This is a genomic window from Paenirhodobacter sp. (assembly GCF_047600745.1).
Taxonomy (GTDB): Bacteria; Pseudomonadota; Alphaproteobacteria; order Rhodobacterales; family Rhodobacteraceae; genus Rhodobacter.
In genome coordinates, this window is record NZ_JASGKI010000001.1 from 210792 (window position 1) to 231472 (window position 20681).

Sequence of the window (20681 nt, forward strand, 5' to 3'; positions counted from 1 at the left end):
AAGGATCCAACAACGCCCATCAGCCACCATCTACCGAGCGCTCCATATCCATGGTTAGGGCGCACTGAAGCCAGAGATCTCCGCCTATCTTAGGAAATTTTGACCAATGTCGAAGCCATAGCCTGCTGCAAGCGACGTCGATGAAGCCGAGGAAACTGCCTGAGGTTTTGTCGTGGTGGGCTGTCAGGCGGCGACTGTTCTTGAGTTTGTTGAAGCACCGTTCGACCATGTTGCGCAGCGTATAGATCATCAGGTCGATCACCTTGCGGTTCTTTCGCATCGGGATCATGGGCAGCGCATTACGGCTCTCGATGTCTTCTCGAATTTCAGCAGCGGCATAGCCCCTGCCGGCGACCAACACGGCAGGTTTCCGGCCATCACCAGGTCATGGCCCGTGTAGTCGGAATCCTGTCCCGGCGTGTTCTCGGTCCTCATCGAGAGGTCCGCACCATTGACGCGATGAACGGTAAGCGGTGTGCTCACCCCCCCTTCCTGCTGTTCGGTAAGCTGGGATGCGGCTCCAGGTGGAGATTTGCACGGGAGGTGTCATTGGGCGTCCATCGTGAGCGCCCTATGGAGGCGGTTGGGTTTGTGGAGCTTTTGGCGGCTCCGGCAGCCAAGCGGCGGTGGTCTGACGAGGCGAAGGGGCGGATCGTGGCCGAGACGCTGGTGGCTGGAGTGTCGGTGAACGAGGTGGCACGACGCCATTCGTTGCAGGCGAACCATTTGTCCGCGTGGCGCACACTGGCCCGGCAGGGCAAGCTGGTCGTGCCCGAGAGTGCAGGAGCGGAGTCTGGCGCGCCTGTGGCTTTGCCAGAGCCGTCCGGAACGCCGGTCACGACGCCGATCGATCTGATCATTGGCGCTGTCATGCTGCGTCTGGATGCGGCAACGCCCGCAGCCCGGGTTGCGGAACTGGTTTTGGCGCTGCAGGCCCGCACGTGATTTTCCCGTCGAACCGGGTTCGGATCATGGCGGCGACGAAGCCCATCGACTTTCGCAAGGGCCATGACAGCCTGGCCGCGATGGTAAAGAGCGCGTTGCGCAAGGATCCGTTCACCGGCACCGTCTTTGTGGTCCGCGCGAAGAAAGCCGATCGGCTGAAGCTGCTCTACTGGGACGGCACCGGGCTGGTGATGGCTTGCAAGCGGCTCTAAGAGCACAGCTTCCTCTGGCCTGCGGTGAAGGACGGGCGGCTGACCATGAACCACGCACAGTTCGGGGCGCTGTTCGCCGGGCTGGACTGGCGGCGGGTTCGAGCCATCGAAGCGAGGGCGCCAGAGGCGGTGGAATAGCCCTGTTTTTATGGGGCTCCGCAGCACTTTTTGCGGGTGTTGGCCATGGTGGGCGATAGACTGCGGCGATGCCGGAGACCGCTGAACTACTTGAGGAAATTGCCACGCTGAAGGCGATGCTGATCGCCTCGGAGGCGCATAACCTGCGCAAGGACGCGCGTATCGAGCGGCTGGAAAAGCTGGTCGCGGCCTTCAGACACGCAGCCTTCGGGCGGCGATCCGAGAAGAGCGATCCGGCCCAGTTCGAACTGGCACTTGAAGATCTGGAGACGGCCATCGCCGCGATCCATGCTGAGGAAGATGCGGAGGATCGCGCTGCCAGACGCCGCGACAAGTCGCGCGCTGCCAAGCGCGGATCGCTGCCCAAACATCTGCCGCGCATCGAAGAGGTGATCGAGCCCGAGAAGCCTGATCGCATGCGGCGGATGTCTGCATTGCATCGGAGAGGACCGGGCAGAGCAGCTCTCCATCATCCCGGCCCAGTTCCGCGTCATCGTCACCCGTCGTCCCCAATATGCCTGCCGGTCCTGCACCGACGGCGTGACGCAGGCTCCGGCCCCAGCACGGCTGATCCCCGGCGGCCTGCCGACCGGGGCGACGGTCGCGCATGTGTTGGTCAGCAAGTGAGGGGCGGATGCGCCACCGGTTCGAGCGCCACCCCGAACGCGGACCACCTTCCGTTGTGTCGCCAAAGCCAGATCCTGGCGCAGGCGGGCCTTGAGCTGCACCGCGCCGTGCTGGCCGACTGGGTCGGCGAGGGCGCGTTCCATCTGAGGCCCGTCGTCGACCGGCTGGCCGGGCAGCTGACACGTTCCGGCAAGCTGTTTATGGAGTTCGCAGGGGACCGTGGCGCCAGTGGCGCCGCCTAAGCCCCGAAAAACACCATCGCCCCGGTGCTGGACCCGGGGGCTCGCAAGACCAAGACCGGATACTTCTGGGCGCTCGCCCGCGATGACCGCCCTTGGAGTGGCGCGGCACCACCGGGCGTGGCCTTCACTTATGCGCCCGGTCGGGGCCGAACGGATATTGCAGGGCTTCGGTGGCATTCTGCAGGTCAATGGCCATGCAGGATACAACCGGCTGATTGCGCCAGACCGGATCGGCCCTGGCATCCAGCTTGCCCATTGCTGGGCCCATGCCCGCCGCAAGCTGATCGAGATCACCCGCAACGGTTCCGCGCCAATTGCAGAGGAAGGTGTGGCACTTATCCGCGATCTCTATGCCATCGAGGCCGACATCCGCGGCAACGACCCCGCTACGCGCCTCGCCGTACGGCTGGAACGCTCCGCCCCGATCCTTGCCCGTATTGGTGCCTGGCTATGTCACTACCGCGCCCGCACGTCCGCCAAATCCCCCTTGGGTGAGGCGCTGGCCTGCATCGCCAAATACCGCGACGGTCTCTCCTGACCGATGGCCGCGTCGAGCTCGACAGCAATACCGTCGAGCACACGATCCGCCCCATCGCCCTGAACCGTCTTTGCAGGCCATGACGCAGGTGCCGAAAACTGGGCCGTCGTTACCTCGCTCAGCGAGACCTGCAAGATCAACGCTGTCGATCCGCACGCCTGGCTGACAACCACGCTCACCGCCATCGGCAAAGGCAACAGACAGAGCAAGATCCAAGACCTGCTCCCGTGAAATTACGCACTCACCGTGCGATCAGCATACCGATTACGGAGATGGATCCTGGTCGAGAACCCACCTCTTGAACGGCCAAGAACCTCTTTCGGAGTCCCCGTTATCGGGTCGAAACGCCCACCGGGCGTTTCTTGGTCTCAAACTGCGCCGGCCGCATGAGGGTGGGCCCTGATCACGGTGCTGTCGATCATCTGGAGCTTGTCGGGCGCAACACCGGCGTGGTTCAAAGTATCCAGGATGTCCTCCCACAGCCCGGCAAGCGTCCTGCGCCGGAATTGCCGGGAGACGGACCACTTGCCAAACTCCTCTGGCAGGTCCCGCCAGGGCGCCCTCTGCTTGTGGTCCGCCGACTTGAGGGAAACCGTGGCCCCAGTGGGGCCGCGTAAGTTCCCGAAAGGCTTTACAACCGTTGGAAGCGCGGGAGCCGGATGGACGTGTTCGCCGCCATCATGACCGAACTGGCCGCGCAGGCACAGGAAACCGACATGGTGATGATCGACGCGACACATCTGAAAGCGCACCGGACGGCGCGAGCATGGCGCTCCAAAAGGGGGCGCGGACGGCTGATCGGGCGCACGAAAGGCGGGCTCAACTCGAAGCTGCACATCCTGGCCGATGCGAAGGGCCGCCCGATCCGGATGTTCCTGTCGGCGGGCCGGACCTCGGATTACATCGGGGCGCGGGCGCTCTTGGCCTCCATCCCTCCGGCCGGGGTGCTGCTCGGGGATCGGGGCCGCGATGCCGGCTGGTTTCGTAACGTACTGATCGGAATGGGATTTCACCCTGCATCCCGTTCCGGAAGGGTCGAAGGGGTCCTGTCCCTCATGACACCGGCCTTTACCGGCTGCGCCGCAGGATCGAGAACATGTTCGCTCGCCTGAAGGACTGGTGCCGGATCGCGACCCGCTACGATCGCGGTCCCATCCTGCTTCTCTCAGCCTGCGCCTTGGCGGCTACCGTCACCTATTGGTTGGGAGTCCTGGCCGTAGAGGAAGCAAAACCCGCACAGAGATCCCTATTTCTGAATGGCACCAGATTGGATCTTCAGACATCAAACCTGCGCAAGGAATGGCAGCTGGGCCAAGACCTGCCCGTCTTGAAAATCTCCTGAATAGAAAACGACGGCTTCACTTCTATCTGATCAGAAACAGATGTGCCGATTTTTGACGGCATCTGCGATAACGAAGACGCCACATCCAGGAACTTCATTACCTCCCTTGATCGGAATATGTATATGCCAGAACAATCTCGTAAAAATCTGCAACTGTCGCAACGATTTTTCTTGCAAACCCGACGTATATGAATAGATATTATAAAATAGTGATCGTCATACCAGCGCGAATTCATCGAACAGCCCAAACCGTTTCCTATCTGCACCCATCCCTCAGCGTTTCTACTCCCAGCTTAATGTCGATCTTATGAATCGCGTCATGCCGACCGACGGCAATTGCTGCCTTTTCCTTTTGCCGCAACACCTCCTCCTCCTTCTTCTGAATGGCGTTATCGACCTCTGTTTGGCGGCTTTGCACCCAGCCGGAAAACCCTTCCGCCAGACGCGCCCCTTCGAGGGAGGTCGCGGCTCGGCGGGCGGCTTGTTCCGCCGTAATAATTTCCGTGCGTCTGGCGTGCAGGGCATCGCGATCGCGAGCTAGCCGAACGAGATCGGACAGTTCCATTTCTTGCTTCATCCGGGCGATCTGCACCAATTTGGAGATCTTTTTTCGTTGCATCAATACCCTCGCCTTTCGCGCGCAAGACGGCGCATCCTTTCCGAAAACCGTATCGCAGCGGCAACCGTGCGATAATGCTCCGGATGAATCTCCTCGCCGATATCCAGCGCCGCATGCAACGCTCGCGCTGTCGGCGGATCGGGATGAATGGGAACTCCGGATTCCATAGCCAAAGCCCTGATCTTCGCGGCAATTTCATCCACACCCTTCGCCACGCAAACCGGCGGCCGCTTTGCCGCCCGGTCCCATTTCAGCGCAACCGCGTAATGCGTTGGGTTAACGATCACGACATCCGCCTTCGGCACATCGGCCATCATCTGGCGGCTGGCTATTTCCATTGCCCTTTGACGGCGCTGCTGCTTCATATGCGGATCGCCATCGGAATGCTTCATTTCATCCGTCAGTTCCTTGCGGCTCATCTTGTTGCGCCGCAGGAATTCCATCCGCTGCCAAAAATAATCTATCGCGCCCATCGCCGCCGCGACAACAGCCATGATCACGGCGAAACCCAGAAGCAGATCGAACATCTCGATCAGGGCAGGCTCCGGAGCCATATTCTGAGTACGCACGATGCGTTCGACCCGCGTGGTCAAGAACCAGCCGAGAATCGTCGCGATCAGCATCAATTTGACGAAACTCTTGAAAAACTCGAACATGCCGGAGCGACCGAATTTCTGGCCCGCATTGGCGATCGGGTTGATCCGGCTGAGCTTGGGCATGATCTTGTCCGGCGCAACGACGATGGCCCGCTGTGCCACCAGAACCAGTATCACCAGAACCGCGGGCCCGATGAACCACGGCAGGACCGTGATTCCAATCGTACCGAGCAACGCACCTGGCGCCGCAGCGCCGCCGCCGAGCATCTGCTGCGACAGCCGATCCGCCTGATCGAGCAGCACCATCTCGCGTTCGCCGAACCGCATCAGGCTCCGCCCACCGAGAGCGAAGGCAACGACCAGAAAGCCGATATAGCTCGCGGCAACCGCGAGTTCCTGGGACCGGACCAGATCGCCCTTCTTGCGCGCCTCGGCAAGTTTGTGCGGGGTCGGCTCGAATTCCTTCTCGGCCGCTTCCTGCTCACTCATGGGCGCACCTGGAAGGGGGATGCCAGGAAAGCCTCGAACTGACCAATCCAGAGCATGACCCCGGTCGGCAGCGCGATCGCCAGCAGTACGAGGCCGCCGAATGTCAGCGCCGGGGCGCCGACGAACGACACCATCAGTTGCGGCATGGCGCGGTTGATGGCGCCGAGGGCGACGTTGTAGATCAGACCGGCCAGCACGAAGGGCATGGCGATGGAAAACCCGAGCGAGAAGGTGCTGCGCACACCGGACAACCCCCAGGCCCGGACCAGATCCGCATCGGGAAGTCGTCCTGGCGGCATCGCCGCGTAGGATTCGATCATCAGGGACGCGAGTTTGACATGCAGCCCCAAATGAACCGCCGCCGCCAACCCGGCGAGCAGCAGCATATTCCCAACCGCGGGCTGCGGTTGCCCGTCGGTTCCCCCGAACATCTGCGACAGGGAGATCGACTGCGCGATGATCGCCCCCGCCGTCTGCAAGGCCAGCACGAAAAGCCGCAGCATCAGGCCGATCATCAGGCCGATGACCGCCTCCCCGAGCAGACCGAACGACAGCGGACCCAGCCCGGCGGTGACGGCGGGCTCAAGCCCCGCCGATACGATCAGCGTGAAAGCGAAGGTAAGCACCAGCCGCACCCGCGCGGGGATCAGCCTCTCGCCGAAGGCCGGCATCAGCGCCATCACCCCACCGACGCGCAGAAACACGAAGAAGGCCCCCGCGAGAAAACCCCGCGCTTCCGTCAACAATGCGGCGAGCGCCTCGTTCATGCCGGGACCACGCCCACCATCGCCGGCCGTGCATCCAGACCGATCTCATCGAAGCTGAGAACGGGGGTCATGATCCCCTTTGCCTCCAGAACCGTGTGCAGGAAGCGGCGCCTGCGCGTGGAGGTGACGAGCGCCGGGAAGGTGCCGTGCTCACCTGCGCGCGCAACCTTGTCCGCGACATTGGCGGCGAGGCGGTTGAACTTGTCGGGCGGAAGCGCGACATCGGCCTGACCACGCTCGCCGGAAATCTGATAGGTCGCGAAGGTTTCTTCCCACTCCGGCGCAAGCTGGATCAGCGGCAGCGAGCCGTCGTCGCGCCGCAGTTCGGCCACCAGTTGGAACCCGAGCCTTTGCCGCACATGTTCGCAGATCGCCTCCGGCGCGCCGAGCGAACGCACCTCGGAAATCGCCTCGACGATCAGCAGCAGATTCCGGATCGACACACGTTCCGCCAGCAACAGCCGCAGGACGGCCAGCAGCAGATCCACCGGAACCTTCTCCGGGATCAATTCGTCCAGGATGCGCCGGTTCGACTCGCCCCGCGCGGTATCCGACAGGTTGGATGCCTCTTCCAGCAGGCGGCGCAACGCGCGCAGGGTCATCAGGCGCGGGAAATTGCGCTTGAGCACTTCGAGCAGATGGGTCGCAAGCACCTCCGTCGCGCTCACCACCGTCGAACCGGAAAGCGCCGCCTCCTCCCGCTGCGCCGTCGGCACCCACCGCGCGGGCGCGCCATAAACCGGTTCACGCACATCATCCCCCGCGGGCAGAAGCGCCGAATTATCCGCGATCAGCGCCAGCACCTTGTCCGGCCGCAGCCTGTCCTTCGCCTGCTCCACCCCCTGGATCCGGATCCGATAGTAACCGGGTGGCAGCGTCGCGTCATCGGTCATGCGGATTTCGGGCAGGATCAGGCCGAAACTCGACGCGACATGATTGCGCATATTGGCGATCCGCGCATCGAGCCCCGTTGCCGGATCGAGCGCCATCGCGACCAGATCCGGAGCGAATTCGACATGGATATCATCGACATCCAGCACGTCACCGATCTTCTTCTGGCGGCTGGTCTCGACCGGAGCGGGCATCTTCATCGCCTCGCGGCGGCGCCGGCGTTCCTCGGCCCGGCGCACCCACCAGGCCGCCCCGCACAGCAACACCGCAGCCGCCATGAACGGGATGAACGGCAGCCCCGGCACCAGCGCGAACAACACCATCAGCGCGCCGACAGTCACCAGCGCCGAGGGATATTTCCCAAGCTGGCCGAACAGGTCCATATCGACCGAGCCGCGCATCCCCCCGCGCGACAGCAGGATCGCGGAGGCGATCGAGATGATGACCGCCGGGATCTGTGTGGTCAGCCCGTCCCCCACCGTCAGGATAGAATAGGTCTCCAGCGCGCGCCCGACCGGCATGCCGTGGACCAGAACGCCGACGATCATCCCGACGACAAGGTTCAGCAGCGTGATCAGGATCCCCGCAACCGCATCGCCCTTCACGAATTTCGACGCCCCGTCGAGGGAGCCGAAGAAGGTCGTCTCCGCCTGCTCCCGCTCCCGCCGGATCCGCGCCTCGTTGTGGTCGATGGCGCCCGCGCTCATGTCGCTGTCGATTGCAAGCTGCTTGCCCGGCATCGCGTCGAGCGCGAAGCGCGCCGAAACTTCCGCCATCCGGCCCGCGCCCTTGGTGATCACGATGAAGTTGACGATCATGATCACGCCGAACACCACCAGCCCGATCATCACCGACCCGCCCATGATGAAATCGGCAAACCCCTCGATCACATGGCCCGCGGCGGCGGTTCCGGTATGGCCCTGCCCGATGATCAGCTTGGTCGAGGAGACGTTCAGCGACAGCCGCAGCATCAGCGAGGCCAGCAGGATCGTCGGGAAAGCCGAGAAATCCAGCGGGCGTTCGATGAACAGCGTCACGGTAAAGATCAGGATCGCGATCGCGAAGGAGGCGGCCAGCCCGACGTCCATCACCCAGGGCGGCACCGGCAGGATCATCATCACGATGATCGCCATCAGTGCGAGCGCGAGCAGGATCGTCGGCTGGAAAATAGTGGCGGCGCTCAGACGCGGCATCATTGATCTCCTGCGGCTGGTTCGGCCGGTTCCGTTTCTGCGCCGATGACCGGGCGGATGCGTCCGGCGGTCAGGAAACCGTTGCCCAGCAACGACCCCGCCGTAGCGCCGTCCTCGGGCCCGAGTTGCGCGATACGCGCGATGCCGACGCCGCCCGATGGCATCGCATCGCTCAGGGGCATGTCGTCCACAGGCTCCGGCTCGGCCTCCCCGGGCAGGGTCGAGAACAGACTCGCACCGGGCGCGACCCCGGACGGCGGACGCACGTCCCCCCGGCGCTGTAGCAAGGGGTAGGTGTTCACTCGCGGTTTCGCGGGCTTCTCGGGCCCATACATTGCCGTGACGATATCCGGGATTTCGGGAATGCCATCATAGCCCCCGCCCCCATAAAGCGACCGGTCGTCAACCATCGCGGTCAGCGGCGCGCCGACACCGAGCGCCTGATCCTCGGACAGGAATTTCTGCCGCACGCTCGCGAAGCGTGCCGAATAACGGTCGGCATGGACCTTGGTGCGCGAGTGATAGGCCCCGGCCGCCGCGTTCCACGAGCCCGTCTCGGCATGAAGCTCGGCCAGAAACCGCGCGGCATACATCGCATTGGCCAGCGGTTCGAACATCTGGTCGATCAACTCGAAAGCTTCGCCATGCCATCTGTAGTTGATCTGGAAACAACCGACATCGAAACTGCGCGCACCCCGGGCATATTCCTTGGCGACATAGGCGCGGGCATCGGCGAACGTATCGAAGAAATGTCCCGCCCCTTCCATGTTCACGGTCCAGGGCCACGGGCCGAAGCCGCCTTCGACCTTGCGCCCGCTTTCGTTGTAGGAAATCGCCTTGAGCACCGAAATCGGCACGCCGCTGCGCTGGGATGCCTCTTCGGCGGCACGGGTGCAGGACGCCGACAGCGCCGCCGGTGAAGTTGCCGCGAAAACGCTGCCCAGCATCGCCACGACAAGCAGCAACACCGAAAGAAGCAATGCGTCGCAAGAACGCCTGATGAATTGCATGGGATTCTCCCGCACGGCGTTAGCCTATATGCGCGAGACTAGTTTCCGAATCTTACCAAGGCGTAAGCGTCAGACCGGGAAAGGTCGCAAAGCCCGAATGTATTCGCCATGCAACGGCTCCGCCGCGACCACGAGGCCATTTGCCTGCGCCTCGGCGGTGTTGAACCGCAGCGCATCGCCCTGCCGATCCGTCGCCACCGCCCCCGCGCGCTCGGCAATCAGGCTCGCCGCCGCGATATCCCATTCCCAAGCCGCGCGCAGCGAGATCGTCGCATCGAACCGTCCCTCCGCAACGAGGCACAGCCGATAGGCCAGCGAAGGCCGGATGCTGCGCTTGTATTCCGGCACGGCTTCGCGCCATTGTCTCCTGTCGTCGGACAATCTGGAGGTCAGAACCGTGCTGCCTGCGATCTGCGTCACCACATTCGGCTGAATCACGCGCCCGTTCATCAGCGCGGGCCCTTCCGCCACGGCGGTATAGGTCAGGTTCATCACCGGCAGATGCACCACCCCGGCCACGACCCGCCCGCGCTCGACCACAGCCAGCGCATGGGCGAAGCTGCCCTCTTCGTTCAGGAAGGCCCGCGTGCCATCTATCGGATCCACAACGAAAACCCGATCCCTGGTCAGCCGGTCCAGATCGTCGGCACTCTCCTCGGACAGCCAGCCGTAGTCAGGGCGCGCCCCGCGCAGGCGCGCTTCCAGCAGATCGTTCACCGCCAGATCGGCCTCGGACACCGGGCCGAGGCCGCCATCCTTTTCCCAGGCCACCGGCGCCTGCCTCCAGTAATTCAGCGCGAGCTCGCCCGCCGCCTGTGCCGCATCCATCAGCAGCGCCAGATCGGCCTCGTGATCACTCCCCGGCAATCGTGAGCCCCTCGACCAGCAGCGACGGCACCACATGGCTCAGATGCGCGCGGGCATCATTGGCGGGTGTGATCCGCAACAGCATCTGCCGCAGGTTCCCCGCGACGGTGCATTCATTGACCGGATACAGAACCTCGCCGTTCTCGACCCAGAACCCCGAGGCCCCGCGCGAATAATCCCCGGTGGTCGGGTTGATCGTCGCACCGATGAACGACGTAATCAGCAGCCCCGTTCCCATCTCGGCCAGCAGATCATCCCGGCTCCGCGCGCCCTGCGTCAGCGCGACATTCCCCACCCCGGGGGACGGCGGCGCCGAAGTCCCGCGCGAGGCATTGCCCGTGCTCTCCATCCCCAGCTTGCGCGCCGTCGCGAGGTCCAGCGTCCAGCCGGTCAGCACGCCATCCTCGATGATCGCGCGCCGCCGCGCGGCCAGCCCCTCGGCATCGAACGGACGCGAGCCGGACACCCGAAGCCGCAACGGATCCTCGACCAGCGACATGCCCTTCGGCAGAACCTGCGCGCCAAGCGCTTCGCGCAGCCAGGACGCCCCCCGCGCGATCGCCTGCCCGTTCACCGCGCCCAGCAGATGCGACACCAGACTGCCGGCGATCCGCTCGTCGAACAGCACCGGAAAGGCCCCGGTCTTTGGCCGGCGCGGATTGGCATGCGCGACGGCGCGCTCTCCGGCCAGCCGGCCAACCTCCGCCGCCGAGGGCAGATCCGCCTGAAAAATCCGGCTTTCGGCGGCCCAATCGCGCTCCATCGCCAGACCTTCGCCTGAAATCGCCACTGCGGAGACCGAGCGCGAAGTCCGCGCGTAGCCGCCCGCAAATCCGTTCGTCGCCGCCAGATGCAGACGCCGCGCGGAATAGGCGGCCGAGGCCGATTGCACCTGCGCCACGCCGCGCACGGCCAGCGCCGCCGCCTCCGCCGCGACCGCATCGGCTTCCAGCGCCGCCGCGGCGGGTTCCTCGGACGGATCGCACAGTTCCAGCGCCGCGACATCCCAACCCTGCGCCAGCTGCGCGGGATCGGCCAACCCGATGAACGGATCCTCCGGTGCCAGCCGCGCCATCGCCACTGCGCGTTCAGCCATCTCCGCCAGCGTGCGCGGCGACACATCCGAAGCGGAAACACAGGCCTGCCGCTTACCCATCAGCACGCGCAGGCCGATCTCCACCCCTTCGGACCGCTCCGCCTGTTCCAGCCTCCCGCCACGCACGTCGATCGACACCGAACGGCCATCGACGGCGATCGCATCGGCCGCTTCGGCCCCGGCGGTTTTCGCGGCATGCAGCAGCGCCGCGGTCAGGTCGGACAGACGGGTATCGGACATGGGTTCTCCTCGCTCAGGGCGCCGTCTTAGCGGATCCGCTGCCCGTTGGCGAGGATCTCTCCCCCGGATTTGAACTCGATCTTCGAGGTATAGAGGTCATCCCCCGCCGCGACCGCATAGAGCCCGAGCATCATCCGCACGAACATCATCTGGTCCTGCGGCACCAGCTGCATCGCCGTCAGATTGTCCATCAGCCCGTTGCCCCCCGCAAGCCGCAGGTCCATCGCGCCTTCCGGCACCGTCTCCCCTTCGGGACCGCGGCCAAAGGTCAGCGCGCCATGCCCGGTCAGATCCGCCCCGAGGGCCGTCAACTGAAGCCCGCTGATGTTCAGGCTGTCGAATTCCACCGGCATCTGCTCCTGCGCCGCCGCCTCGGGCGAGAACAGATCCGTCAGCGGGCGCGCCGTCCCGTCCAGGTCCAGCGTCAATGTCGCGGGCGTATGCGGCAGGTTGTTCCGGGGGTCCACAATCGCCCAGACCTCATCCGAGAGCGTCAGGTTCTTCAGCCCGATCTTGCCGGAATAGGGCTGCGGCGCGTCCGATTTGCGCATCGGGAAGCTGACATCGAACTGCGCGGTTTCCAGTGCCCCGGAAAACGGCAGCGGCATGCCCGGAAGCTCGACCTTCACCTTCGACGCTTGCGTGGTCATGGCATAACGGACCCCTTCGGGCGCCACCGCCACGGTGAAATCCCCCGAATCCGCCGTGCCCGACACCGTGGTCAGGCCATCTTCGCCGGTCGTCTCGACGGTCCAGGTCGAGGCACCATAGGTCGCCGAACCGTTGCTCCGCACAAGGCCCTGCGCCATCGCCGCGTTCATATCCTCAAAGGTCGCGTCCAGAGGCGTGACCGTGGTGCTCTCCGACTTCACATCGGCGATGTCGCCGCGCAACTTCACCTCGCGCGCGCCAGCCTCCGTGGTGTCGTGAGTCGTCATCGCAAATTGCACGGATTGCACCGTGCCCGACGCAACAACCCTCTGTTCGGAGCCCTTTTCGTAGCGCTGCTCCCCCTCGCTCCCCGAAGCGGTGATCTGCATCGCTATGGCAGGCTGTGCCTTCGTCAGATCCACCGCGCCGCTTTCGGTGGTTCCCGGCACGGCAGGCTGCGTCATGTCGATCACCACGACCGGCGCGGTGTATTCGTAGCGGCGGTTTGCGTCCGTCCCCGAAACGAGGATGCGGGTATCGGTTTGCGTCACATGCAGGTCGAGTTCAAGCGGCTCGCCCGTGGACGTAGAGCCCCCGACCTTCCCCGTCATCTCGCGCGACAGCGTTACCTCGACCGTATCATTGCCGGTTTCGCGCATCCGCAATTCGGGGATGGTCAGGTCCACCTTCTTGTCGTCGCTCGCATTCGACAGATGGACATCGCTCAGCACCAGCGTATCGCCCTGCCGGACCTGACTGCCGGTCGTGCCCTTGAAGCCGTAGGCGGCATATTGCTGCTGCCACTCGGCCCAGACCTCATCCGCCGTCACCGCATGCAACGCCGTCGTCGACAGCAGCGTGGCGGCCAGAGCCGCCGCACCAAACTTCCGCATCATCCTGCTCTCCTCCCGGCGCAACGCGGGTGGGAGCATCCCGTGTGCGGAAGGAATGGTCAAGACCCCCGCGGCTTGCTACGAAAATGTGTCCTTAACGCAGCAGGAACCCCAGATGATCCATGTCGAGACCGCGCAGCACATCCGCACCGTCACCATCGACCGCCCGGAGAAGGCGAATTCGCTGACCCGCGACATGCTGGCCACCATTGCGGAGGCCGCCGAAACCGCCCCCGCCGCCGGGGTGAAGGTCTTCGTGCTGACCGGCCGGGGCAAAGTGTTTTCCGCCGGGGCCGACCTCGACGAAGCGCGCGCGGGGCTGGCAACGGATCCGGTCTGGGAACGGTTGTCGGGCGCCATCGCCGCCCTGCCCTGCCTGACGATCGCCGCGCTGAACGGCACTCTGGCCGGGGGCGCGATGGGGATGGTTCTGGCCTGCGACCTGCGGCTGGGAGTGCCGGGTGCGAAATTCTTCTATCCGGTGATGAAGCTCGGCTTCCTGCCGCAGCCTTCGGACCCGGGCCGGATGGCGCGGCTGATCGGCCCGGCGCGGGCGAAGATGATCCTGATGGGCGGACAGAAGATCGAGGCCGAAGAGGCCCGCGCCTGGGGCCTGATCGATCGCATCGTCCCGCCCGAGGCGCTGGCCGAAACGGTCACCGCCCTTTGCGCCGACACGTTGGGGGCCACCCCCGCCCATGCCGGCGCGATCAAGGCGATGATCGGCTAGGTCAGGCGTAGACGGCTTCCTTGCCGAAATGCTTGACCAGCAGGTAATAGACCACCGCGCGATATTTGCTGCGCTCCGACCGGCCGTAGGTCTCGACCACCGCGTCGATGGCATCCATCAACTCCGGCCCGTCGCTCAGCCCGAGCTTCTTGACCAGGAAGTTGTTCTTCACGGTTTCCAGTTCGCCCTTGTCCGAAGCGGCGACGGTTTCGGCATCGGCGTTATAGATCGCCGGCCCGCAGCCGATGGTGACCTTCGTCAGCAGGTCCATATCCGGCGTCATGCCGCATTTCGTTTTCAGATCCTCGGCATATTTGGCAATCAGCTCGTCGCGTTTGCTCATTTCATTCTCCTGCTTTACCTCCAAAGGAGGATAGGCGATGCACGCTGCGGCGCAATCGAAAACACCGCCATTAACCTTTTTCGCGTTAACCTTTTCGCAACATTTAGGCCCGCGCGGTTCGGTTTTCCCTTGATCCGGAGGGCATAATTTTCGCAGATAACGCTACGAAATGTGTAAGTAACCAGTGGAACCTCCCAAATGTATCGCAATGTTTTTGCAAGCGTGCTGGCCACGCTGCTTCTCGGAACTTCTTCCCAGGCCGCCGCGATCCTGACCGATAGCTGGTCGTTCAATGGCGGCAGCGTTCAGACCACCGGCAACAGCTCGGTGACGGGCAACGCCGCGGTGGGGGATTACATCACCTATCACAACATTCTCGGCGACGGGCTCTATGACTGGCGCCTGACCATCGACTACCTGCACACGGCGCCCAATGCGAAAAGCGTCATCGCCGTCAACGCGCCGGTGGCGGCGGTCGCGGCGGCGCCCTTCGTTCTCAACCTCAACGCCGTCCGGGATGCCTCCGTCACCGGGCCGTCGTCGATCTATGCGCTGATCCGGAGCGAGTTCGTCTCGGTCGCGACCGGGGAACTGGTCACGCTCAAGAACGTGAGCTTCGAGGTCTCCGATCTCGACGGCGACAAGGGGGCGAGCTACGCTGACTTCGTGGCCGTCGGCGCGGATGCAACGCTCGGCACCAAGAAGCCGGACACCACCGCCCTCGTCACGTCGTCCTCTGACATCGTGGGCCCGGGCGGCATGACCGCCGTCGCGGCAAAGACCGATGGCAGCTGGAAGAATGTGCCCAATATCAACGGCGACGCGAACTATCAGGCCTATCTGCAATATGAAAGCCTGAGCTCGACCACCTTCGCCGTCGGCACCTACTTTGACAGCATCCAGCCCAACGCACACCGCGGCACCGGCATCTTCAACGCGGAATATGACGCGGTGGTTCTGCCCGAGATCCCGCAGGATCCGGAACAACTCTCGGCGGTTCCGCTTCCGGCGGGCGCGCTGCTGCTGCCCTCGGCTCTGGCGCTTGCGGGGCTGCTGCGCCGCCGCAAGAAGGCCTGATCCCACTGGATTGGACGATGCCGGAAGCCCTGCTTCCGGCATCGGTTCCCGCACCGTTCAGTAACGGTAATGGTCGGGCTTGTACGGGCCTTCGACCGTGACGCCGATATAGGCGGCCTGATCCGGGCGCAGTTGGGTCAGCTTCACGCCGATCTTCGCCAGATGCAGCCGCGCCACCTTCTCATCCAGCGCCTTCGGCAGGATATAGACGCCGGGCTGGTAGTCCGCGCCCTTGGTGAACAGTTCGATCTGCGCCAGCACCTGATTGGTGAACGAGGCCGACATCACGAAGGAGGGATGCCCCGTCGCATTGCCCAGATTCAACAGACGCCCCTCCGACAGAAGAATGATCCGGTTGCCCGAGGGCATTTCGATCATGTCCACCTGGTCCTTGATATTGGTCCATTTGTGGTTCTTCAGCGCGGCGACCTGAATTTCATTGTCGAAATGGCCGATGTTGCCGACGATGGCCATGTCCTTCATCGCGCGCATATGCTCGAGGCGGATGATGTCCTTGTTGCCGGTGGTGGTGATGAAGATGTCCGCGCTGTCCACGACATCTTCGAGAACGACGACCTCGAACCCGTCCATCGCCGCCTGAAGCGCGCAGATCGGATCGACCTCCGTCACCTTCACCCGCGCGCCCGCGCCGCGCAGCGAGGCCGCCGAGCCCTTGCCCACGTCGCCATAGCCGCAGACCACGGCGACCTTGCCCGCCATCATCACATCCGTCGCGCGACGGATGCCGTCGACCAGCGACTCCTTGCAGCCATATTTGTTGTCGAACTTCGACTTGGTGACGGAATCGTTGACGTTGATCGCCGGGAAGGGCAGCAGGCCGTTCTTGTGCAGGTCATACAGCCGATGCACGCCGGTGGTGGTTTCTTCCGAAACGCCCCGGATCGCGTCGCGCTGCTGGGTGAACCAGCCGGGGGTTTCCGCCATCCGCTTGCGGATCTGCGCAAAGAGCGCCTCTTCCTCCTCGGATTGCGGGGTGGCGATCAGCGCGTCCTCGCCCGCCTCGACCCGCGCGCCGAGCAGGACATAAAGCGTCGCATCGCCGCCATCATCGAGGATCATGTTCGCCGTGCCCTCCGCGAAACGGAAGATCCGGTCGGTATAGGACCAGTATTCCTCAAGGCTTTCGCCCTTGATCGCGAAGACCGGCGTGCCGGTGGCCGCGATCGCCGCCGCCGCGTGGTCCTGCGTCGAGAAGATGTTGCACGAGGCCCAGCGGACATCCGCCCCAAGCGCCTTCAGCGTTTCGATCAGCACCGCGGTCTGCACCGTCATGTGCAGCGACCCGGCGATCCGCGCGCCCTTCAGCGGCTGCGCCGGTCCGAATTCCTCGCGGCAGGCCATCAGGCCCGGCATCTCGGTTTCGGCGATGTCCAGTTCCTTGCGCCCGAACTCTGCCAGCGCGATATCCCTGACGATATAATCCTTCATGACAGCTCCTGCGTCCTGTTTGCCCGGAGATAGCACCGTGACGCGCAAACGACAACGGAGGCCCCTTGCCAACGCGCCCCGCCCGCCCTACCGACACCACAACACGGAGCCTTTGATGACCAAGCCCCCCAGAGCCTGGCAGCGGATGCTGTCCGGGCGCCGCCTCGACCTGCTGGACCCTTCGCCCTTCGATATCGAGATCGAGGACATCGCCCATGGGCTTGCCTTCGTCGCCCGCTGGAACGGGCAGACGCTGGGCGATTTCGCCTATTCGGTGGCGGAGCATTCCCTGCTGGTGGAACAGATCCACGCCCGGATCGCACCCACCGCGCCGGTGAAATGGCGGCTGGCCGCGCTGCTGCACGACGCGCCGGAATATGTGCTGGGGGATATGATTTCGCCGGTGAAGGCCGCGATCGGCGCGGGTTACGGCGAGTTGGACGCGCGATTGGCGGCGGCGGTCCATATCCGCTTCGGCCTCCCCGCCGCGCTCCCGGCGACGGTGAAGAAGGCGATCAAGAAAGCGGATGTGATTTCGGCCCGGCTGGAAGCCGAGCAGATCGCGGGATTTTCACCGGAGGAAGCGGATCGGATCTTTGGCCGCCCCGATCCGGGGCTGATCGAGGGGCTGGCGATCCGCCTGCGCCCCCCCGCCGAAGTGCGCGCCGCTTATCTGGCACGCCACCACGAGCTGCTTGCGCAGCTCAGCGGTTGAATTTGTATTCGCCCTTGTGCGCGCTGCGCGGAGCATAGCCACCCATTGCCAGGGTCATGATTTCAGCCAACATGCGGATCATTTTTCGATCCCCCTTTCCATCTGATGATGCCTATTTGTGCGTTCCGAGAACATTTTGCGAGTCAGGAATTCTTCCGGATATGTTAGACTGCCTAACAGATGAGTGACATCGACTGGAAACATATGCCGCCGCTGACGGCCTTGCGTGCCTTTGCCGCCACCGCGCGCGAGGGTGGCTTCAGCGCGGCCGCCCGTCGGCTGAATGTAACCCACGCTGCGGTTCAGCAGCAGGTCCGCGCGCTGGAGGCCGATCTGGGCGTGGCGCTGGTCTGGCGCGATGGGCGGGTGCTGCATCTGACGCCCGAGGGTGAACGGCTGGCCGCCGCGCTGTCGGACGGGTTCCTGATGATCCAGACCGCGGTCGAGGGGCTGCGCGCCCATCACGCGGAAAAGCCGCTCACCGTCACCCTGCCCCCGGCCTTCGCGGCGGAATGGCTGATGCCGCGGCTGTCGCGGTTCTGGAAGCGGCACCCGGAAATTCCGCTGTCGCTCCTGCCTGAACAGCGGGTGATCGACCTGCGGGAGGCGGGGGCGAATCTGGGTATCCGTTTCGGCAACGGGCATTGGCCCGGCGTCACGGCGGAATATCTGACCGATGCGCCGCAGGTGGTGGTGGCGGCGCCCGAGCTTCTGGGTGGGCGCCAGAAGCTTCTCGCTGCGCGAGATGTCCACCATGCCCTGGATCCGCGAGGGCGACTGGCCCGAGCAGATGCAACTGCTGGAATCCATCGGGCTGAAACCCGCCGCGCTGAAATTCGTGGATTTCCCGAACGAGGAACTGGCGCTCTCGGCGGCGCGCGAGGGGATCGGGCTGCATCTGGAAACCGAGGCGCTGATCGAGGAAGACGTCCGTCTCGGCTGGCTGCTGAAGATCCACGCGCTGAAGGACGAAAGCCTGGGCTACTACATCATCCGCCCGCCGGGGCCGCTCAGCGCTCCGGCGCGGATCTTCATCGACTGGCTCAAGGGCGAGGTCGCCACGGGCTGATCGTGCTGGCACTCGCGCGCCGATAGTGGTCTAACCCCGTCAGGACAAAGGAGGTGCCGATGCGGGAAAGTCAGGACATCACCGGGGCCGTCGAAGCGGCGGAGCACCACGCCGGTCCGGTCCCCCTCGACCCGCGCGCCCTGCGCGACGCCCTTGGGCAATTCGCGACGGGGGTGACGATCGTGACCACCCGCACGGCGGAAGGCCAACCCGTCGGCCTGACGGCCAACAGCTTCGCTTCGGTGTCGCTCGATCCGCCGCTGGTGCTGTGGTCGGCGGCGCGGGCGTCGATGCGGCATCAGCATTTCGCCGCCGCGCAGCAGTTCGCCATCCATGTGCTCGGCGCGGAGCAGGAAGAGCTTGCGCGCCATTTCACCCGCAACGGGATGGATTTCACCGGGATCGGCTGGCAACCCGGCGCCGGGGGCGTGCCGCTTCTGGACGGGGTTCTGGCCCGGTTCGACTGCGTGACCGAGGCCACACATGAGGGCGGCGATCACACGATCATCATCGGCCGCGTCACCCGCTTCATGCAGGATCCGCAATCCCGCCCGCTGCTGTTCTGCGCCGGTCGCTTCGTCCGGATCGCGCCCTGACCCTCAGAACGGGCAAGGCGCGGAGAAGGTGAGGAACTGCCCGCCGTCCGGGTGCCGCAGCCGCAGGCTTTCGGCATGCAGCATCAGCCGTGGAAAGTCGCGCGCCGGACCCTCCGCATACAACGGATCGCCCAGGATCGGGTGGCCCTGCTCCTTCATATGCACCCGCAGCTGATGGCTGCGCCCGGTGAGCGGCGTCAGCCGCACCCGCGTCGTGTCCCCCTCATAGCGCATCACGCGCCAATCGGTCTGCGCGGGCCTGCCGTTTTCAGGGTCCACATGCTGGCGCGGACGGTTCGGCCAATCGACGCAGAGCGGCAGATCGACCCGCCCCTGTTTCGGCTCCAGATGCCCCCAGAGCCGGGCGACATAGTGCTTCTTCGTCTGCCGATGCTCGAATTGCAGGCCCAGATGGCGCTGCGCATGCGGCGTCAGGCCAAAGACCATCACCCCCGAGGTATCCAGATCCAGCCGATGCACCAGCAGGATCGTGGGAAACGGCCCGCGCAGCCGGTTGATCAGGCAATCCTCCCGCTCGGGCCCCTTTCCGGGCACGGACAGCAGCCCGGCGGGCTTGTCCACCACCAGGATCTCATGATCGGCATGCAGGATGCGGGGCTGCTCCGCCGTGGGGGTATAGACGAAATCGGTCATCGCTCAGTCCAGAGCCAGCCGGACGGCAAGCCCGCCGAACAGCACCGCCGCAACCCGGTTCAGCGCCCCCATCCGCTGTGCGATCCGCGCGCCCAGCCAGCCCGCCAGCGCGCCATAACCCGCCGTCACCACCGTTCCCGTGCACAACACGATACCGCCAAGGATCAGCATCTGTTGCCAGACCGGACCCCAGGCGGGGTTGGTGAACTGCGGCAGGAAGGCCAGCATGAACAACATCACCTTCGGGTTCAGCACATTGGTCAGCACCCCACGCCGGAAGGCCGCGCCTGGCGTCGGCACGCCCCGCCCCGCCCCGGGCGCCCCCGCGCGCCAGCTTTTCCACGCCAGCCACAACAGATAGCCCGCCCCGAACCAGCGCACGGCGTCCAGCGCCCCGGGATGTGCCGCAACCAGCGCGCCCAGACCGAAGGCCGTGACCCGCGCATGGAACAGCCCGCCCACGCCGACGCCCAGCCCCGCCGCCGCGCCGACCTTCGGGCCGCCCTGCACTCCCGAAGCGGTGGCGAACAGCACATCGGCCCCGGGCGTCAGGTTCAGCACGACCGCCCCCACGGCAAAGGTGGCGAGCGTCGCGCCCGGCATGGCGATGAATGTTTCCCACATGATGCGGCTCCCTTTCCGGTTCCGTCCTACCCTATGGCGCGGCCGCCGTCACCTCGGCCTTCACCGGG

At 64.7% G+C, this 20681-nt stretch carries 19 protein-coding genes and 5 pseudogenes; 10 read left to right on the forward strand and 14 right to left on the reverse strand.

Annotated features, from left to right (window positions below; all coding sequences use genetic code 11):
* Nucleotides 1-100: 100 nt before the first annotated feature.
* Nucleotides 101-522: pseudogene (locus QM789_RS01120) on the reverse strand (transposase); the annotation flags it as partial.
* A gap of 132 nt (nt 523-654) precedes the next feature.
* Between QM789_RS01120 and QM789_RS01125 the strand changes: the two are divergent.
* From QM789_RS01125 to tnpC, 3 genes and pseudogenes are all read left to right on the forward strand, one after another.
* Complete coding sequence (locus QM789_RS01125) at nt 655-945, forward strand: transposase (RefSeq protein WP_420350148.1); 291 nt, start codon at nt 655-657, stop codon at nt 943-945.
* A 26-nt stretch (nt 946-971) separates the two neighbouring features.
* Nucleotides 972-1157 (forward strand): IS66 family insertion sequence element accessory protein TnpB, encoded by a 186-nt coding sequence (gene tnpB, locus QM789_RS01130; RefSeq protein ID WP_420350149.1) that lies wholly within the window; start codon nt 972-974, stop codon nt 1155-1157.
* A gap of 206 nt (nt 1158-1363) precedes the next feature.
* A pseudogene (tnpC, locus tag QM789_RS01135) lies at nt 1364-2933 on the forward strand (IS66 family transposase).
* 35 nt (nt 2934-2968) lie between these two features.
* On the opposite strand, the pseudogene QM789_RS01140 reads toward tnpC, so the two are convergent.
* A pseudogene (locus QM789_RS01140) lies at nt 2969-3262 on the reverse strand (IS5/IS1182 family transposase); the annotation flags it as partial.
* Between the two features lie 69 nt (nt 3263-3331).
* Here QM789_RS01140 and QM789_RS01145 point away from each other — a divergent pair.
* Nucleotides 3332-3906: pseudogene (locus QM789_RS01145) on the forward strand (IS5 family transposase); the annotation flags it as partial.
* Between the two features lie 394 nt (nt 3907-4300).
* Here QM789_RS01145 and QM789_RS01150 read toward each other — a convergent pair.
* The 8 genes from QM789_RS01150 to QM789_RS01185 form a co-directional block, all read right to left on the reverse strand.
* Nucleotides 4301-4663: a hypothetical protein gene (locus QM789_RS01150; RefSeq protein ID WP_420350150.1), complete on the reverse strand. Its 363-nt coding sequence runs from the start codon at nt 4661-4663 to the stop codon at nt 4301-4303.
* A complete protein-coding gene (locus QM789_RS01155; protein ID WP_420350151.1) occupies nt 4663-5748 on the reverse strand; it encodes an EscU/YscU/HrcU family type III secretion system export apparatus switch protein in 1086 nt (361 codons plus the stop codon). The genes QM789_RS01150 and QM789_RS01155 overlap by 1 nt, the downstream gene beginning before the upstream one ends.
* Complete coding sequence (locus tag QM789_RS01160) at nt 5745-6515, reverse strand: flagellar biosynthetic protein FliR (RefSeq protein WP_420350152.1); 771 nt, start codon at nt 6513-6515, stop codon at nt 5745-5747. The genes QM789_RS01155 and QM789_RS01160 overlap by 4 nt, the downstream gene beginning before the upstream one ends.
* Nucleotides 6512-8599: a flagellar biosynthesis protein FlhA gene (flhA, locus tag QM789_RS01165; RefSeq protein ID WP_420350153.1), complete on the reverse strand. Its 2088-nt coding sequence runs from the start codon at nt 8597-8599 to the stop codon at nt 6512-6514. The genes QM789_RS01160 and flhA overlap by 4 nt, the downstream gene beginning before the upstream one ends.
* Nucleotides 8599-9609 (reverse strand): hypothetical protein, encoded by a 1011-nt coding sequence (locus QM789_RS01170; protein ID WP_420350154.1) that lies wholly within the window; start codon nt 9607-9609, stop codon nt 8599-8601. The genes flhA and QM789_RS01170 overlap by 1 nt, the downstream gene beginning before the upstream one ends.
* A gap of 69 nt (nt 9610-9678) precedes the next feature.
* A complete protein-coding gene (locus QM789_RS01175) occupies nt 9679-10437 on the reverse strand; it encodes a 3'(2'),5'-bisphosphate nucleotidase CysQ (RefSeq protein ID WP_420350740.1) in 759 nt (252 codons plus the stop codon).
* A 25-nt stretch (nt 10438-10462) separates the two neighbouring features.
* Nucleotides 10463-11812, reverse strand: a complete 1350-nt coding sequence (locus QM789_RS01180) for a TldD/PmbA family protein (RefSeq protein ID WP_420350155.1) — start codon at nt 11810-11812, stop codon at nt 10463-10465.
* A 26-nt stretch (nt 11813-11838) separates the two neighbouring features.
* A complete protein-coding gene (locus QM789_RS01185) occupies nt 11839-13359 on the reverse strand; it encodes a hypothetical protein (protein WP_420350156.1) in 1521 nt (506 codons plus the stop codon).
* Between the two features lie 112 nt (nt 13360-13471).
* On the opposite strand from QM789_RS01185, the gene QM789_RS01190 reads away from it, so the two are divergent.
* The gene (locus QM789_RS01190; protein WP_420350157.1) at nt 13472-14086 is read left to right on the forward strand and encodes an enoyl-CoA hydratase/isomerase family protein; all 615 of its coding nucleotides are present in this window, start codon (nt 13472-13474) and stop codon (nt 14084-14086) included.
* Nucleotide 14087: 1 nt separating this feature from the next.
* On the opposite strand, the gene QM789_RS01195 is transcribed toward QM789_RS01190, so the two are convergent.
* Entirely contained in the window at nt 14088-14429 is a 342-nt protein-coding gene (locus QM789_RS01195; protein WP_420350158.1) for a DUF2853 family protein, read from the reverse strand.
* A gap of 198 nt (nt 14430-14627) precedes the next feature.
* On the opposite strand from QM789_RS01195, the gene QM789_RS01200 reads away from it, so the two are divergent.
* Nucleotides 14628-15506, forward strand: coding sequence for a hypothetical protein (locus QM789_RS01200; RefSeq protein WP_420350159.1), 879 nt, complete (start codon nt 14628-14630; stop codon nt 15504-15506).
* Between the two features lie 57 nt (nt 15507-15563).
* Here the strand turns inward: QM789_RS01200 and ahcY are convergent, their stop codons facing one another.
* The gene (gene ahcY, locus QM789_RS01205; RefSeq protein WP_420350160.1) at nt 15564-16955 is read right to left on the reverse strand and encodes an adenosylhomocysteinase; all 1392 of its coding nucleotides are present in this window, start codon (nt 16953-16955) and stop codon (nt 15564-15566) included.
* A 115-nt stretch (nt 16956-17070) separates the two neighbouring features.
* On the opposite strand from ahcY, the gene QM789_RS01210 reads away from it, so the two are divergent.
* From QM789_RS01210 to QM789_RS01225, 4 genes and pseudogenes are all read left to right on the forward strand, one after another.
* Nucleotides 17071-17670: an HD domain-containing protein gene (locus QM789_RS01210; protein ID WP_420350161.1), complete on the forward strand. Its 600-nt coding sequence runs from the start codon at nt 17071-17073 to the stop codon at nt 17668-17670.
* Between the two features lie 204 nt (nt 17671-17874).
* Nucleotides 17875-18360, forward strand: a pseudogene (locus tag QM789_RS01215) (LysR family transcriptional regulator); the annotation flags it as partial.
* Nucleotides 18361-18424: 64 nt separating this feature from the next.
* Nucleotides 18425-18739 carry a hypothetical protein gene (locus QM789_RS01220; protein WP_420350765.1) on the forward strand — a complete coding sequence of 105 codons (315 nt, stop codon included), beginning with the start codon at nt 18425-18427 and terminating at the stop codon, nt 18737-18739.
* Between the two features lie 59 nt (nt 18740-18798).
* On the forward strand, nt 18799-19335 hold the full coding sequence (locus tag QM789_RS01225) for a flavin reductase family protein (protein ID WP_420350162.1): 537 nt from the start codon (nt 18799-18801) through the stop codon (nt 19333-19335).
* 3 nt (nt 19336-19338) lie between these two features.
* Here the strand turns inward: QM789_RS01225 and QM789_RS01230 are convergent, their stop codons facing one another.
* Nucleotides 19339-19989 (reverse strand): RluA family pseudouridine synthase, encoded by a 651-nt coding sequence (locus tag QM789_RS01230; RefSeq protein WP_420350163.1) that lies wholly within the window; start codon nt 19987-19989, stop codon nt 19339-19341.
* 3 nt (nt 19990-19992) lie between these two features.
* Nucleotides 19993-20613 (reverse strand): LysE family translocator, encoded by a 621-nt coding sequence (locus tag QM789_RS01235; RefSeq protein ID WP_420350164.1) that lies wholly within the window; start codon nt 20611-20613, stop codon nt 19993-19995.
* Nucleotides 20614-20681 lie beyond the last annotated feature (68 nt).

Coding starts and splice junctions, on each gene's coding strand:
- tnpB (WP_420350149.1), top strand. CDS start 972: ATGGCGGCGACGAAGCCCATCGACTTTCGCAAGGGCCATGACAGCCTG.
- QM789_RS01150 (WP_420350150.1), bottom strand. CDS start 4,663: ATGCAACGAAAAAAGATCTCCAAATTGGTGCAGATCGCCCGGATGAAG.
- QM789_RS01155 (WP_420350151.1), bottom strand. CDS start 5,748: ATGAGTGAGCAGGAAGCGGCCGAGAAGGAATTCGAGCCGACCCCGCAC.
- QM789_RS01160 (WP_420350152.1), bottom strand. CDS start 6,515: ATGAACGAGGCGCTCGCCGCATTGTTGACGGAAGCGCGGGGTTTTCTC.
- flhA (WP_420350153.1), bottom strand. CDS start 8,599: ATGCCGCGTCTGAGCGCCGCCACTATTTTCCAGCCGACGATCCTGCTC.
- QM789_RS01170 (WP_420350154.1), bottom strand. CDS start 9,609: ATGCAATTCATCAGGCGTTCTTGCGACGCATTGCTTCTTTCGGTGTTG.
- QM789_RS01175 (WP_420350740.1), bottom strand. CDS start 10,437: ATGGATGCGGCACAGGCGGCGGGCGAGCTCGCGCTGAATTACTGGAGG.
- QM789_RS01180 (WP_420350155.1), bottom strand. CDS start 11,812: ATGTCCGATACCCGTCTGTCCGACCTGACCGCGGCGCTGCTGCATGCC.
- QM789_RS01185 (WP_420350156.1), bottom strand. CDS start 13,359: ATGATGCGGAAGTTTGGTGCGGCGGCTCTGGCCGCCACGCTGCTGTCG.
- QM789_RS01190 (WP_420350157.1), top strand. CDS start 13,472: ATGATCCATGTCGAGACCGCGCAGCACATCCGCACCGTCACCATCGAC.
- QM789_RS01195 (WP_420350158.1), bottom strand. CDS start 14,429: ATGAGCAAACGCGACGAGCTGATTGCCAAATATGCCGAGGATCTGAAA.
- QM789_RS01200 (WP_420350159.1), top strand. CDS start 14,628: ATGTATCGCAATGTTTTTGCAAGCGTGCTGGCCACGCTGCTTCTCGGA.
- ahcY (WP_420350160.1), bottom strand. CDS start 16,955: ATGAAGGATTATATCGTCAGGGATATCGCGCTGGCAGAGTTCGGGCGC.
- QM789_RS01210 (WP_420350161.1), top strand. CDS start 17,071: ATGACCAAGCCCCCCAGAGCCTGGCAGCGGATGCTGTCCGGGCGCCGC.
- QM789_RS01220 (WP_420350765.1), top strand. CDS start 18,425: ATGCCCTGGATCCGCGAGGGCGACTGGCCCGAGCAGATGCAACTGCTG.
- QM789_RS01225 (WP_420350162.1), top strand. CDS start 18,799: ATGCGGGAAAGTCAGGACATCACCGGGGCCGTCGAAGCGGCGGAGCAC.
- QM789_RS01230 (WP_420350163.1), bottom strand. CDS start 19,989: ATGACCGATTTCGTCTATACCCCCACGGCGGAGCAGCCCCGCATCCTG.
- QM789_RS01235 (WP_420350164.1), bottom strand. CDS start 20,613: ATGTGGGAAACATTCATCGCCATGCCGGGCGCGACGCTCGCCACCTTT.